This window comes from Enterobacter cloacae complex sp. SYL003 (assembly GCF_049236925.1).
Lineage (GTDB): Bacteria > Pseudomonadota > Gammaproteobacteria > Enterobacterales > Enterobacteriaceae > Enterobacter > Enterobacter intestinihominis.
Map to the genome: position 1 here is coordinate 17,612 of NZ_JBMKJK010000014.1, position 14,798 is coordinate 32,409.

Genomic DNA, 14,798 nt, shown 5'->3' on the forward strand with positions numbered 1-14,798 from the left:
CTAACCCTCTCCCCAAAGGGGAGAGGGAACGGATCGAGCCCCCTCGCCCCTATGGGGAGAGGGGTTGGGGTGAGGGGTATTTTTTTCTACTGATTCTGCGTCGCACGCAGCAGCGTTTCCAGCGGGTACACCGCCGCAATCACCACTTCGTCCTGGATTGTCGCCGCGTTATCCAGTTCGCTCTGGATCGACGCGATCTCTTTATCATCCAGCGTTCCCTGGCGCGCCACCAGATCCGTCAGCCTCAGGCCAATCGAGGCCAGCTTGTCCACCTCCTGAATTACCGGTTTGATGGCCTTCAACTGATAGCTGTTTTCGCTCAAGGCCAGCACGTCGCTGGTGTTGTTCTGCCAGCGGTTAAAGACGTGGCGCAGCGCGTCGGCGCTCTCCGTGTCTTCCGCGTCGCTCACCAGACGATCAGCCCATTTATTCATCTGACGCACGGTCGCACTTTCCGCGTTTAGCGCGTCAGCGAGCCGGTTAAGCGGCTCAAACTGATGATAGTTTCCGGCCTGGAACTTAAGATGCTGACGGGTGTAATACTGCGCCGGTTCAAGCGCCTGGGCGAGGATTTGCAGCGGCAAGGTATCCGCATTGTTAGCGAGGCGCGTGAACTGTATCTGCTGCTGGGTATGCTGCTGTAGCCCAACCGATACCGTGGACCAGCTGTCCATCGCCTGGAGCCGGGTATACATGTTGTCGATGTCGTTGACGTCCTTCGCCGACCAAAGCCGCTCCGCCACCGCAAAGGCGCGCGGCCACAGACGGATATCCAGTACTGGCGCGACTACGTTTTCCGCCCACAGCGCGGCTTCACCGCCGAGCAGATTGGCCTCGTTCGCCGGGTCCGGCACCACCGGCGGAACGCCTTGCGGCACCTCGTCCAGACGCGTGCCGCTAATCGGGTAGCGGGCGTTACCCACCAGGAAATAGCCGCTGAGCTTATCGTTCTCAACAGAAACGACCGGACGCGTTTCACCCATCCAGGTATCAACGGTAAACGTTACCTGATTGTCGTCCCGCCACTGAATGTTATCCACCGCCCGACGCGATTTCCCGGCAAAATCAATGAATCCGCGCCAGCCAGCATCGCCTTTCACCAGCGTAAAGCTGCCTTCCACCGGCTTGCCTTTCAGACGCGGCATCGAGAAAGCCCAGCTCTGGACGCTGTCGGTGTCTGCTATCACATCCACGCCGTTCAACCCCTGCGGCACAATTTCATTGCGGTAGTGGTAGGCGGTGGATTGCGGCTGATCGAGGTAGAAACCGGTAGAAAGAATGCCCTTATAGCCGTTCTGCGCCACCTGCCCCAGCGCGTCCTGTCCCTGCCAGGACTGGATCAGAATGCTTTTCGGCAGATCGGGATGGTAGATCTCATCCCAGCCAACCATCTGCCGGTGGTGCTTCTCAAGGATCGTCTCCAGCTTGCGGTTGAAATACGCCTGCAACGCATGGCTGTCCGCCAGTTTGTTGTCGCGCATGAATCTCTGGATCGCAGCGTTCGCTTTCCACTGGCTGTCGTCAACCTCATCGCCGCCAATATGCAGATACGGATCCGGGAAGATCGCCGCCAGTTCGCTGACCATCGCGTTGGCAAAGGTATAGGTCGCCTCTTTGGTGGGATCCAGCACTGGCTTAAGCACGCCCCAGTGGCGCTCCATGGCGTACGGCCCCGGCGCGCTCATCAGCTCCGGGTAGGCGACGGCAATCGCCGAGGCGTGGCCCGGCATATCAATTTCCGGCACCACGCGTATGCCGCGCTCGGCAGCGTAACGCACAATCTCGCGCATCTGCTCCGGGGTGTAGAACAGCCCATCGCTGGCAAGCTGGGTTAATTTTGGATAACGCTTCGAGGTAAAGCGCCAGCCCTGATCGTCCGTCAAATGCCAGTGCAGGACGTTGAGCTTAGCCGCGGCCATGCCGTCGATCTGGCGTTTGATATCGGGTAACGGGATGAAATGGCGCGCTGAATCGAGCAGCAGCCCGCGCCACGGGAAGCGCGGCGAATCTTCAATGGTAACCCACGGAATCGAGGTGTTTTCGGCACCGTTCTGCATCAGCTGGAGCAAGGTTTCCATGGCGCGCAGCGCGCCGAAGCGGGTGTTGGCGGAGATATTTGCGCCGTTGGCGTCCACCGTGAGTTTATAGCTCTCATCGCTGTCCGGCAGCGGCTGCGGCTTCACTTTTTTAGCGATGGAAATACGGATGGTTGGCTTGTCAGGTTTTTCGGCCTGCGGCTGTAGCGTCCAGCCAGTTTGCAGGGCGATGCGCTGGCGCAGGCGGTTGACCGCATCCCCCAGATCGTCGCCGCTGACGCTCACGGTGAGTTGATTGTTAAGCACCAGCGCACCCTGCGTGGTCGGGCGTTCAACCTTCGCAGGCCAGGGCATTAAGGGAAGGTCGCCTGCCGGGGCGGCAAAGGCGGAGGCGCCGAGCATAAGCCCGGCGGTTAAGAGACTGTACCGTAACATGAATGTTCCTTATCTGACGGGCCAAATAAAGGCAAAACATTCTGTTAACATGCGCTCAAATTGTCGTCAAGCGAATGCGCCGACGGAGATCACAGGTTGTTGAATTTGGGAGGAAAGCCAGCTGCCGGGTGGCGGCTTCGCCTTACCCGGCCTACGTTCGGATCGTAGGCCCGGTAAGCGCAGCGCCACCGGGCTTGCCGTTACTGCCATCCATACCGACGGCTATAGAACCCTTTGACCATCTGCGTCAGCACCATGTAACCCGCGAGGATCGCCACCAGCCACGGGAAGTAGCTCAGCGGCAGCGCCTGAAGTTGCAGGTAACTTGCAAGCGGCGAGAACGGCAGCGCGATCCCGAGCGCCATCACAATGCCCGTCATCACGATCAGCGGCCATGCGGCACGGCTCTGGATAAACGGAATGCGGCGGGTGCGGATCATATGCACAATCAGGGTCTGGGACAGCAGCCCCACCACGAACCAGCCGGACTGGAACAGCGTCTGGTGTTCCGGGGTGTTGGCGTGGAACACAAACCACATCAGGCAGAAGGTCAGAATGTCAAAGATGGAGCTGATCGGCCCAAAGAACAGCATAAAGCGCCCCAGATCGGCGGGGTTCCAGCGCTGCGGCTTCTGGATCTGCTCGTCGTCCACGTTATCAAACGGGATGGCGACCTGAGAGACATCGTACATCAGGTTCTGAATCAGCAGGTGCAGCGGCAGCATCGGCAGGAACGGCAGGAAGGCGCTCGCCACCAGCACGCTGAAGACGTTACCGAAGTTGGAGCTGGCGGTCATTTTGATGTATTTGAGCATATTGGCGAAGGTGCGACGCCCTTCGATGACGCCCTCCTCCAGCACCATCAGGCTCTTTTCCAGCAGAATGATATCTGCCGCCTCGCGGGCGATATCCACCGCGCCGTCCACGGAGATACCGATATCCGCCGCACGCAGGGCTGGCGCATCGTTGATGCCGTCGCCCATAAAGCCCACCACGTGCCCTTCACGACGCAGCAGAGTGACGATGCGTTCTTTATGCATCGGCGTCAGGCGGGCAAACAGCGTGGTGCGCAGGGCAAGCTCGGCCAGCTCATCGTCGGACAGGTGCTCAATGTCGCTCCCCACCACGACGTCGCCCGCGTCCAGGCCCACTTCGTGGCACACTTTGGCCGCCACCAGCTCGCTGTCGCCGGTCAGGATTTTGACGGTGATCCCGCTCGCTTTCAGTGCTTTCAGCGCCGGCGCGGTGGTCTCTTTCGGCGGATCGAGGAATGCGATGTAACCCTCGAGGATCAAATCGGATTCATCGATACGCTGGTAGTCCCCTTCCCGCGCGGGCAGGAACTTGCTTGCTACCGCCACCACGCGCAGCCCCTGACGGTTCAGGTTATCGGTGACGCGTTTGATGCGGCGCAGCATGGTCTCATCCAGCGGCACGATCTCGCCGTTATGACGCACCTGCGTGGAAACATTCAGGATCTCCTGCAATGCCCCTTTGCAGATCAGCTGATGTACGTCCGGCTGCTCGCTGACCACCACCGACATGCGGCGCCGTTCAAAGTCGAACGGAATTTCGTCCACCTTCTGCCAGCGGCCGGAGAGCATGCGGGCAGACTCTTCATCCACACCTTCCAGCACCGCCACGTCGAGCAGGTTTTTCAGCCCTGTCTGGTAGTGACTGTTCAGCCACGCGCTGTACAGCACCCGTTCGCTGGTCTTTCCGGCGATATCGGTGTGGTTCTCCAGCACGATTTTGTCCTGGGTCAGGGTGCCGGTTTTATCGGTGCAAAGAATGTCCATCGCGCCAAAGTTCTGGATGGCGTCGAGGTGTTTGACGATCACCTTTTGTTTAGAGAGTTTGACCGCCCCGCGCGCCAGCGTGGAGGTGACAATCATCGGCAGCATTTCCGGCGTTAAGCCGACAGCCACGGAGAGGGCGAACAGCGCCGCTTCCCACCAGTCACCTTTGGTGTAGCCGTTGATCAGCAGGACAATCGGCGTCATGACCATCATAAAGCGGATCAGCAGCATGCTGACGCGGCCAATGCCTTTCTGGAATGCGTTCGGCTCGCTCTCCTGCTCGCTGACGCGTCCGGCAAGCTGCCCAAACCAGGTGTTGCCGCCGGTAGCGGTGACAATGGCCTGTGCCGTGCCGCTGACCACCGTGGTGCCCATAAAGCACAGGGTGTCGCATTCCAGCGGGTTCATCTGCTGCGGATCGCGGGTCCTCGCCACCTTCTCTACGGGCAGGGATTCACCGGTGAGTGACGCCTGCGCGACGAACAGATCCCGCGCCTGGATGATGCGTAAATCCGCCGGGATCATGTCCCCCGCCGCCAGCTTCACCAGATCGCCCGGCACCAGCTGGTCAATGGGCAGTTCAATCCAGGCGTTTTCGCCGAGGTCGTTAATCACACGCGACACGGTGGCAGTATTGCTGACCATCGCTTTCAGCGCATCCGCCGCTTTGGTGGAGCGCGCTTCCTGAATAAAGTTAAGCAGCGTGGAGATCCCCACCATCAGGGCAATTACGCCTGCGGCAAACAGATCTTCAGTGGCGTAAGAGATAATCCCGAGCACCGTCAGCAGCAGGTTGAACGGATTGCGGTAGCAGAGCCACAGGTGGACCCACCATGGAGAGGGTTTTTGCGCCGGGATCTGGTTATCGCCATGTTCCTCGCGGATTTTTGACACTTCTTGCGCGTTCAGCCCTTCCGGGTGGCCGCCAAAGGCACGCCAGACTTCGTTTTCATCCATCGCCGCCACGTTCAGGCAGCGCTCGGTCAGGGAAGCGGGGATTTCCGCGCCCGCCAGGGTGTTGGCATTTGGCAGCGGATCGCGCGCAATCAGGCGATGTGGCAGGTGGCGGCTCAGCTGCGCGAACAGCTGCCGGGTGATATTTTTCAGCATAGTCATTCCCCCGCATCCGCAAAGGCGGACGCAGTTTTCCCGCAGGCGTGGCAGAGCCGTACCTGTCAGGCACTTAATTTATCAAGCAGGAACGTATGAACGTTGCTGCCTCACGCCGGTGAGACAGCAAAAGGCTGGCTTACCGGAAAGAAGGTTTTCTCCTGGTCAGGAGAGGTGTGGGATCGGGATCCATGTGGCCTCCGGTAAGTTAAAAATGGGATGTCGTCGCGCAGTATAAGGATTTAACCATACCTTTTGTGACTATTCGGGCGGTATGATACCCCCTCGTAAATAAACCGCACGTAAACCAGACTTTGCCCATAGCGAATTCGCAGGATAGCATTAGGCTCAACTGATTATTTTATCGTTGTTACAGGGAATACAGCATGCAGAACCGCCTTACGATTAAAGACATCGCGCGTTTAAGCGGCGTGGGGAAATCGACCGTCTCACGCGTGCTTAACAACGAAAGCGGTGTCAGCGAGCGCACACGCGAGCGCGTCGAGGCGGTGATGAATCAGCACGGTTTTTCCCCTTCCCGCTCCGCGCGCGCCATGCGCGGGCAGAGCGATAAAGTGGTCGCCATTATTGTCTCGCGTCTGGATTCCCTCTCCGAAAACCTCGCCGTACAGACGATGCTGCCCGCGTTCTACGAGCAGGGCTACGATCCGATCATGATGGAGAGCAAGTTCTCGGCGCAAATGGTGGAGGAGCATCTCGGTATGCTTCAGCGCCGCAACATTGATGGCGTAGTGCTGTTCGGGTTTACCGGCCTTAAAGAGGACATGCTTAAACCCTGGCAGCCGTCTCTGGTGCTGCTGGCGCGCGACGCCAGCGGGTTTGCCTCTGTCTGTTACGATGACGAAGGGGCAATCGTGATCCTGATGCAGCGCCTGTATGAGCAGGGCCATCGGCATATCAGCTATCTCGGCGTGCCGCATGCCGACATCACCACCGGCAAGCGTCGCCATGAAGCGTACCTGGCGTTTTGTAAAAAAAACAATCTCCCCGCCGTGGCCGCGCTGCCTGGACTGGGTATGAAACAGGGATATGAGCAGGTCGCCAGCGTGCTGACTGCACAAACCACCGCCCTGGTGTGCGCCACGGATACCCTTGCATTGGGTGCGAGCAAATATTTGCAGGAACAACGCATCGGGGAGCTGCAGTTAGCGAGCGTGGGAAGCACGCCGCTGATGAAGTTCTTACACCCGGAGATTATCAGCGTCGATCCGGGTTATGCCGAGTCTGGCCGGCAGGCTGCCGCGCAGCTGATCGAGCAAATTACCGGGCGTACCGAGCCCCGTCAGATCGTTATTCCAGCCCGCCTGTCGTAGAACGTGTCAGGAAGAAAAGTAAGCGCAGGGAGCAGAAAATCAATTAGCGTATCAATGTCTCCTGCGCCATTTCTTTCGATATTATGCACAACAGCGATCGTTCCATGAATCACGATATAGGATATTGCCTTCCATATACTTCCATGTGATCGCCTCATAGCGCAATTCGAGCGTTTCGAGGTGAGTACTGCTCGTGCCGTTGGGTGACAGATATGGCGCTACCGTTGTGAACTTCACGTTTTCAAGAATGATGTTAAAATATTCGGCTTCGATCCCTGAGTCCAAAATACGGTACATTTTGATTGTCGCTTTCTTCATTGTTCGGCCTTCGCACACCGCACGGTACAGAAGGGGAGTTGTCTGATCGAATTCTTTAATTATTGTGATTGGGCGGTGAACACGAGTACCAGTGAGTTTTCCCCAATGGGAGTCAACCGGGATGGTCACACCGTGAGAGAATGATTTTAATTCAATAGAGCCCAGGCGCAGCGGTATCATGCAGCTACCGACAACCGGCGAACCGTTCTCATCTTCAAGCCATAAGTGTGCGGGAGTAGACATATAATTTCCTTATTAGTTGATATCAATATTGGAGTGTTCAGCCTTTTATATAACGGCCAAAAATAATCATTACGGCAATGAAGAAAACACCGACTGGCCAGACTGGGCTTCCTGGAAAGAAATGAGCCTGAATAATGGCGAATATAATTGTTAGCGCGGTTGGGCCGTAAACTGAAAAGAAAGTTCTCCCTTGCCAACGTAAAAAACGTTTTATGTAGTTCAGCATGACTATTGGATCATCCTGCTAATGATGTCTGCAATTTGGTCATTCGACGCCCATTGCGCTTTCATCGCGCCCGCCCGATGAAATATCGGCTCAATGAGAAAATAGAGCATTTCCAGTCCTTGCGCATAAAGTGCAGAATAATAGGCAGGGAATTGAATATGCAGTCGATAAGCACTATCTGCAGCTTTCTGCACGACACCATAAAAACCTATAAGGGCAATCCCCCGGGATGCCCATGTTCCTGCAATGGCGCTGAGTTCGAGACTGAGGTTTAAACCAAGTCGAACGTAAGAGGCGACAGCTAATGTAAATCCAGCACCTGTGAGAGTAACTGCTGCAACATGAACATTTACGGCCATCAGGCGCTGCTTGATGTATTCTAACTGGTCTGAGGTTTTGTTTTTGAAAATTTCTTCAAAGTAGATTTGTAGCATGTTATAGGCGACATCAACGCCACTGAGCACCTTATAAACGGCATCCCTGAAACGTATATCTTCGGTCTTTTGTCTCTGGCAAACGTCATTGTATTCATCGGTGAAACATGAGGTGTAATACAACAGACGAGTCGCGCCTTTACTTATCGTATCCACCTGATTTTTAACTTGCTCACTTACACCTGTAATAGCATGGTCGAGCTTTAACGCAAGTATTTTATTGGCCTGTAGATAACTGATGATCTCGTTGTTTCCGTACATACGCGCCCCAGACTTTTTTAACAATTTGAAAGCAGCCTATGCCTGAACGCGATATGAATGTTCCAACCAGATCACGTTTAGGTCTGGTAAACGTATTTTTAAGATATTGACCCGGTATTTCTTCAAAAATATTAACTATTAACCTCATGAATTTAGAATATTTTTATATCACTCCCCTCACAGCCCGTAAGCTTCAGACATAAATCTCAAAGGGCATACACGCGCTTGAACTTATATCAAGAAACGCATCCAGATAGCCCCCGCTAAACGGATTATTGTGATCTTCGCCCGATTTCGGGAACGTTCCCATTTTCGCCGTCACGTTGAAGGAGTAGGCTTGCGCACAGGTCATAACCCCTTTCACCATCTGTCATGAGGTTTCATGATGAGTAAAGTCAAACAAGCCGATATCGATCAGCTGATCGTCCTGGTCGGCGGACGCGAGAACATCGCCACCGTCAGCCATTGCATTACCCGCCTGCGCTTCGTGCTGAACGATCCGGCCAAAGCCAATCCGAAAGCCATTGAAGAGTTGAAAATGGTTAAAGGCTGCTTCACCAACGCCGGGCAGTTCCAGGTGGTGATTGGTACCGAAGTGGGCGATTACTATCAGGCTCTGCTGGCGACTACCGGGCACTCTTCCGCCGATAAAGAGCAGGCGAAGAAGGCAGCGCGCCAGAATATGAAATGGCATGAGCAGCTGATTTCCCATTTTGCGGAGATCTTCTTCCCGCTGCTGCCAGCGCTGATCAGCGGGGGCTTAATTCTGGGCTTCCGTAACGTCATCGGCGATGTGCCAATGAGCGACGGCAAAACCCTGGCGCAGATGTACCCGGCGCTGCAAAGCATCTATGACTTCCTGTGGCTGATTGGCGAAGCCATCTTCTTCTATCTGCCGGTCGGGATCTGCTGGTCAGCGGTGCGCAAGATGGGCGGAACGCCCATTCTCGGAATCGTACTCGGCGTGACGCTGGTCTCTCCGCAGTTAATGAACGCTTACTTACTTGGTCAGCAAACGCCAGAGGTGTGGAACTTCGGCCTGTTTACCATCGCCAAAGTGGGCTACCAGGCGCAGGTTATCCCGGCATTGCTGGCGGGTCTGGCGCTGGGCTTTATTGAGACGCGTCTGAAGCGCATCGTGCCGGACTATCTCTATCTGGTGGTGGTCCCGGTCTGCTCGCTGATCCTGGCGGTGTTCCTGGCGCATGCCTTTATCGGTCCGTTTGGCCGCATGATTGGCGACGGCGTGGCCTTCGCGGTCCGTCACCTGATGACCGGCAGCTTCGCACCGATTGGCGCCGCACTGTTCGGCTTCCTGTACGCTCCGCTGGTGATCACCGGCGTGCACCAGACCACGCTGGCGATCGATATGCAGATGATCCAGAGCCTCGGCGGCACGCCGGTCTGGCCGATTATCGCCCTGTCTAACATTGCGCAGGCCTCCGCTGTAACCGGCATTATCATCGTCAGCCGTAAGCACAACGAGCGTGAGATCTCCGTTCCGGCGGCCATCTCCGCTTACCTCGGCGTCACTGAACCGGCGATGTACGGTATCAACCTGAAATATCGCTTCCCGATGCTCTGCGCGATGATCGGCTCCGGTCTGGCGGGCTTGCTGTGCGGCCTGAACGGCGTAATGGCAAACGGGATTGGCGTCGGCGGCCTGCCGGGTATCCTCTCCATTCAGCCTTCATTCTGGCAGGTATTTGCGCTGGCGATGGCGGTGGCGATTATCATCCCAATGGCGCTGACTACCGTGGTTTACCAGCGTAAGTTCCGTCAGGGCACGTTGCAGATTGTTTAATTCCCTTTTTCGGGGCGCAGTTGCGCCCCTTCGCATTTGCAGGAACGTACTATGAATACCCTTCCTCACTGGTGGCAGAACGGCGTTATCTATCAGATTTACCCAAAGAGTTTTCAGGATACCACCGGCAGCGGCACCGGCGATCTGCGCGGCGTAACGCAGCGCCTTGACTACCTGAAAACCCTTGGCATTGACGCCATCTGGCTGACGCCGTTTTATATCTCCCCGCAGGTGGATAACGGATATGACGTGGCGAACTACACTGCCATCGACCCGACCTACGGCACGCTGGACGACTTTGACGAGCTGGTTGCCCGGGCGCATGAACGTGGCATCCGCATCGTGCTGGATATGGTCTTTAACCACACGTCCACGCAGCACGCCTGGTTCCGCGAGTCGCTGGATAAAGCGAGTCCGTACCGTGAGTTCTATATCTGGCGCGACGGTACGCCGGACGCGCTTCCCAACAACTGGCGCTCCAAGTTTGGCGGCAACGCCTGGCGCTGGCATGCCGAAAGCGAGCAGTATTATCTGCATCTGTTCGCGCCGGAGCAGGCGGATCTCAACTGGGAAAACCCGGCGGTGCGCGCCGAGCTGAAAAAAGTGTGCGAGTTCTGGGCCGATCGCGGCGTGGACGGCTTGCGTCTGGACGTCATTAACCTGATTTCAAAAGATCAGGATTTCCCGGACGACACCATCGGGGATGGCCGACGTTTCTACACTGACGGGCCGCGCATCCACGAATATCTTCAGGAGATGAGCCGGGATGTCTTTACGCCGCGCAACCTGATGACGGTGGGCGAGATGTCCTCCACCTCGCTGGAGAACTGTCAGCAGTATGCGTCGCTCGACGGGCGCGAGCTGTCGATGACCTTTAACTTCCATCATCTGAAGGTCGACTACCCCGGCGGCGAAAAGTGGACGCTTGCGAAGCCGGATTTTGTGGCGCTGAAAACCCTTTTCCGCCACTGGCAGCAGGGGATGCACAACAAAGCCTGGAACGCGCTGTTCTGGTGTAACCATGACCAGCCGCGCATCGTGTCACGCTTTGGTGACGAAGGGGAACACCGCGTGGCGGCGGCGAAAATGCTCGGCATGGTGCTGCACGGGATGCAGGGCACGCCGTATATCTATCAGGGTGAAGAGCTGGGCATGACCAACCCGCATTTCAGCCGTATCACCGACTACCGCGACGTAGAAAGCCTGAACATGTTCGCCGAACAGCGGGCTAACGGACGCGATACGGATGAACTACTGGCGATTCTGGCGAGTAAGTCACGCGATAATGGCCGCACGCCGATGCAGTGGGACGCCTCGCATAATGCGGGCTTTACCGAGGCCGAGCCGTGGATTGGCGTTTGCGACAACTACGAAACCGTGAATGTCCGCGCGGCGCTGGACGACCCCGATTCGGTGTTCTACACCTATCAGTCGCTGATTATCCTGCGCAAAACCCTGCCGGTACTGACGTGGGGGGATTATGAGGATCTCCTGCCTGACCACCCTTCCCTGTGGTGCTATCGCCGCCAGTGGCAGGGGCAAACGCTGATGGTGGTGGCGAACCTGAGCCATTTGCCTCAGGAATGGCAAGCGGACGCTCTCAGCGGCGAGTCGCAGGTGGTGATAAGCAACTACCCCGCCCCTCAAACCTCAATGCTTCGTCCGTTTGAAGCCGTGTGGTGGTTAAAGCAGTAATTCCTCCGCCGGGCACGATGCCGTGTCCGGCTTACTTTGCTGTTTTTGTTGAATAATTAATCAGATTTTTCCTTCGCGTCTTTACAATTGCCCCAGCGCCCGCCGTTTGTACTCTCGTCTTTTTACTTTGTCCTGCATCAAAAAAATCGCAAACATGTTTGATGCAAATCACTATATGTAGCACTTAAAATGCACGCCGACCCAACATCTTGTATTTATCGTCTACTATTCCAACAACAAGACGGCGCTTACGCTGGCCGGAATTGTGGATAACACGGGCTGGGCACGCGGGAAGTCTTTGCCGCGGCGAGGAATACGCCCGGTGAATACTTCTCCACCTCTGTGGATAACCTGTTTTTAAAATGGAGTGATCATGACACCGCATGTGATGAAACGTGATGGCTGTAAAGTGCCGTTTAAATCAGAGCGCATCAAAGAAGCCATTCTGCGTGCAGCTAAAGCAGCGGGAGTCGATGACGCAGATTACTGCGCCACCGTCGCAGAAGTCGTTAGCAGCCAGATGCATGAACGCAGCCAGGTGGATATCAACGAGATCCAGACCGCGGTTGAAAACCAGCTGATGTCTGGTCCGTACAAGCAGCTGGCGCGCGCCTACATTGAGTATCGTCACGACCGTGACGTCCAGCGTGAGAAACGCGGTCGCCTGAACCAGGAGATCCGCGGCCTGGTAGAGCAAACCAACTCGTCGCTGCTCAATGAAAATGCCAATAAAGACAGCAAAGTGATCCCGACCCAGCGCGACCTGCTGGCTGGTATCGTCGCCAAGCACTATGCCCGCCAGCACCTGCTGCCGCGCGATGTAGTCTCGGCGCACGAGCGCGGTGAGATCCACTACCACGATCTCGACTACTCGCCGTTCTTCCCGATGTTTAACTGCATGCTGATCGACCTGAAAGGCATGCTGACCCAGGGTTTTAAAATGGGTAACGCCGAGATTGAGCCGCCGAAATCCATCTCCACCGCGACGGCGGTCACGGCGCAGATCATCGCCCAGGTGGCGAGCCACATCTATGGCGGCACCACCATTAACCGCATCGATGAAGTGCTGGCCCCGTTCGTGACCGAGAGCTTCAACAAACACCGTAAAACGGCGGAAGAGTGGCAGATCCCGGACGCCGACGGTTATGCCCGTTCCCGCACCGAGAAAGAGTGCTACGACGCGTTCCAGTCGCTGGAATATGAAGTAAACACGCTGCACACCGCCAACGGCCAGACGCCGTTTGTGACCTTCGGGTTTGGCCTCGGAACCAGTTGGGAATCACGCCTGATCCAGCAGTCTATTCTGCGTAACCGTATCTCCGGCCTCGGTAAAAACCGTAAAACGGCGGTGTTCCCGAAACTGGTGTTCGCCATTCGCGACGGCCTGAACCACAAGTTTGGCGATCCGAACTACGACATCAAACAGCTGGCGCTGGAGTGCGCGAGCAAGCGTATGTACCCGGACATTCTGAACTACGACCAGGTGGTAAAAGTCACCGGTTCGTTTAAAACGCCAATGGGCTGTCGCAGCTTCCTCGGCGTGTACGAAGATGAGAACGGCGAGCAGATCCACGACGGGCGCAACAACCTGGGCGTCATCAGCCTGAACCTGCCGCGCATCGCGCTGGAAGCCAAAGGTAATGAAGCGGCCTTCTGGGCGCTGCTGGATGAACGTTTACAGCTGGCACGTAAGGCGCTGATGACCCGCATCGCCCGCCTTGAAGGGGTGAAAGCCCGCGTCGCGCCAATTCTCTATATGGAAGGGGCCTGCGGCGTGCGCCTGAAGGCGGATGATGATGTGTCGGAGATCTTCAAAAACGGTCGCGCGTCGATCTCTCTCGGCTATATCGGCATTCACGAAACCATTAACGCGCTATTTGGCGACAAGCACATCTATGACAACGACGCCCTGCGTGAGAAAGGTATCGCGATTGTGCAGCGCCTGCGCGATGCGGTAGACCAGTGGAAAGAGGAAACCGGCTACGGTTTCAGCCTGTACAGCACGCCGAGCGAAAACCTCTGCGATCGCTTCTGCCGTCTGGATACCGCCGAGTTCGGCATCGTGGAAGGGGTGACCGACAAAGGTTACTACACCAACAGCTTCCACCTCGATGTGGAGAAGAAGGTGAACCCGTACGACAAGATCGACTTCGAAGCGGCCTATCCGCCCATCGCGAACGGCGGTTTTATCTGCTACGGCGAGTACCCGAACATTCAGCACAACCTGAAGGCGCTGGAAGACGTGTGGGATTACAGCTATCAGCACGTTCCGTACTACGGAACCAACACGCCAATCGACGAGTGCTACGAGTGCGGCTTTACCGGTGAGTTCGAGTGTACCAGCAAAGGCTTCACCTGCCCTAAATGCGGTAACCACGATGCAGCCCGCGTCTCCGTGACCCGCCGCGTGTGCGGCTACCTCGGCAGCCCGGACGCCCGTCCGTTTAACGCCGGTAAGCAGGAAGAGGTGAAGCGCAGGGTGAAACATCTGGGGAATGGGCAGATCGGGTAATCCACTGCCACGTTAATGCCCGGTGGCGCTGCGCTTACCGGGCCTACGGACCGCTCTCTTTTGTAGGCCGGGTAAGCGCAGCGCCACCCGGCGTGGTTATTCGCGATGAACTATCACCAGTACTACCCCGTCGACATCGTCAACGGCCCCGGCACCCGCTGCACCCTCTTTGTATCAGGCTGCGTTCACGAGTGCCCCGGCTGCTATAACAAAAGCACCTGGCGCCTGAACTCGGGTATGCCGTTTACCGCTGAGATGGAAGACCGCATCATCAACGACCTGAACGACACGCGCATTAAACGTCAGGGGATCTCGCTCTCCGGCGGCGACCCGCTCCATCCGCAAAACGTGCCGGCGATCCTGAAGCTGGTAAAACGCATCCGCCGCGAGTGCGCGGGAAAAGACATCTGGGTCTGGACGGGTTATAAGCTGGATGAACTGAATGCGCAGCAGAAGGAAGTGGTGGATCTGATTAACGTCCTGGTCGACGGCAAGTTCGTGCAGGATCTAAAAGATCCTATGCTTATCTGGCGCGGCAGCAGCAACCAGGTTGTGCATCATCTGCGTTGAATGAAGGCGGATATCCTCTTT

11 protein-coding genes are annotated in these 14,798 nt (G+C 56.5%); 5 read left to right on the forward strand and 6 right to left on the reverse strand.

Annotated features, from left to right (window positions below; translation table 11 throughout):
• Window positions 1-86: 86 nt before the first annotated feature.
• Both ACOT1A_RS17370 and mgtA read right to left on the reverse strand, forming a co-directional pair.
• Complete coding sequence (locus ACOT1A_RS17370; protein ID WP_276170235.1) at window positions 87-2,471, reverse strand: beta-N-acetylhexosaminidase; 2,385 nt, start codon at window positions 2,469-2,471, stop codon at window positions 87-89.
• 200 nt (window positions 2,472-2,671) lie between these two features.
• Complete coding sequence (gene mgtA / locus ACOT1A_RS17375) at window positions 2,672-5,380, reverse strand: magnesium-translocating P-type ATPase (RefSeq protein ID WP_022646877.1); 2,709 nt, start codon at window positions 5,378-5,380, stop codon at window positions 2,672-2,674.
• A 386-nt stretch (window positions 5,381-5,766) separates the two neighbouring features.
• Here mgtA and treR point away from each other — a divergent pair, with 386 nt between their 5' ends.
• A complete protein-coding gene (gene treR / locus ACOT1A_RS17380) occupies window positions 5,767-6,714 on the forward strand; it encodes a trehalose operon repressor TreR (RefSeq protein WP_022646876.1) in 948 nt (315 codons plus the stop codon).
• Between the two features lie 81 nt (window positions 6,715-6,795).
• Here treR and ACOT1A_RS17385 read toward each other — a convergent pair whose 3' ends face one another.
• The 4 genes from ACOT1A_RS17385 to ACOT1A_RS17400 form a co-directional block, all read right to left on the reverse strand.
• The gene (locus tag ACOT1A_RS17385) at window positions 6,796-7,275 is read right to left on the reverse strand and encodes an Hcp family type VI secretion system effector (protein ID WP_023305327.1); all 480 of its coding nucleotides are present in this window, start codon (window positions 7,273-7,275) and stop codon (window positions 6,796-6,798) included.
• Between the two features lie 37 nt (window positions 7,276-7,312).
• Window positions 7,313-7,501 (reverse strand): hypothetical protein, encoded by a 189-nt coding sequence (locus tag ACOT1A_RS17390; protein ID WP_032670905.1) that lies wholly within the window; start codon window positions 7,499-7,501, stop codon window positions 7,313-7,315.
• Between the two features lie 2 nt (window positions 7,502-7,503).
• Window positions 7,504-8,196, reverse strand: a complete 693-nt coding sequence (locus ACOT1A_RS17395) for a hypothetical protein (protein ID WP_105322944.1) — start codon at window positions 8,194-8,196, stop codon at window positions 7,504-7,506.
• A gap of 193 nt (window positions 8,197-8,389) precedes the next feature.
• The gene (locus ACOT1A_RS17400) at window positions 8,390-8,548 is read right to left on the reverse strand and encodes a hypothetical protein (RefSeq protein ID WP_176690886.1); all 159 of its coding nucleotides are present in this window, start codon (window positions 8,546-8,548) and stop codon (window positions 8,390-8,392) included.
• Between the two features lie 33 nt (window positions 8,549-8,581).
• On the opposite strand from ACOT1A_RS17400, the gene treB reads away from it, so the two are divergent.
• The 4 genes from treB to nrdG all read left to right on the forward strand — a co-directional run bounded on the left by treB (window position 8,582) and on the right by nrdG (window position 14,777).
• The gene (gene treB / locus ACOT1A_RS17405; protein WP_022646875.1) at window positions 8,582-10,000 is read left to right on the forward strand and encodes a PTS trehalose transporter subunit IIBC; all 1,419 of its coding nucleotides are present in this window, start codon (window positions 8,582-8,584) and stop codon (window positions 9,998-10,000) included.
• Between the two features lie 51 nt (window positions 10,001-10,051).
• Window positions 10,052-11,695 (forward strand): alpha,alpha-phosphotrehalase, encoded by a 1,644-nt coding sequence (gene treC, locus ACOT1A_RS17410; RefSeq protein WP_105322943.1) that lies wholly within the window; start codon window positions 10,052-10,054, stop codon window positions 11,693-11,695.
• 373 nt (window positions 11,696-12,068) lie between these two features.
• Window positions 12,069-14,207 (forward strand): anaerobic ribonucleoside-triphosphate reductase, encoded by a 2,139-nt coding sequence (gene nrdD, locus ACOT1A_RS17415; protein WP_022646868.1) that lies wholly within the window; start codon window positions 12,069-12,071, stop codon window positions 14,205-14,207.
• Between the two features lie 105 nt (window positions 14,208-14,312).
• Entirely contained in the window at window positions 14,313-14,777 is a 465-nt protein-coding gene (gene nrdG / locus ACOT1A_RS17420; RefSeq protein WP_022646867.1) for an anaerobic ribonucleoside-triphosphate reductase-activating protein, read from the forward strand.
• Window positions 14,778-14,798 lie beyond the last annotated feature (21 nt).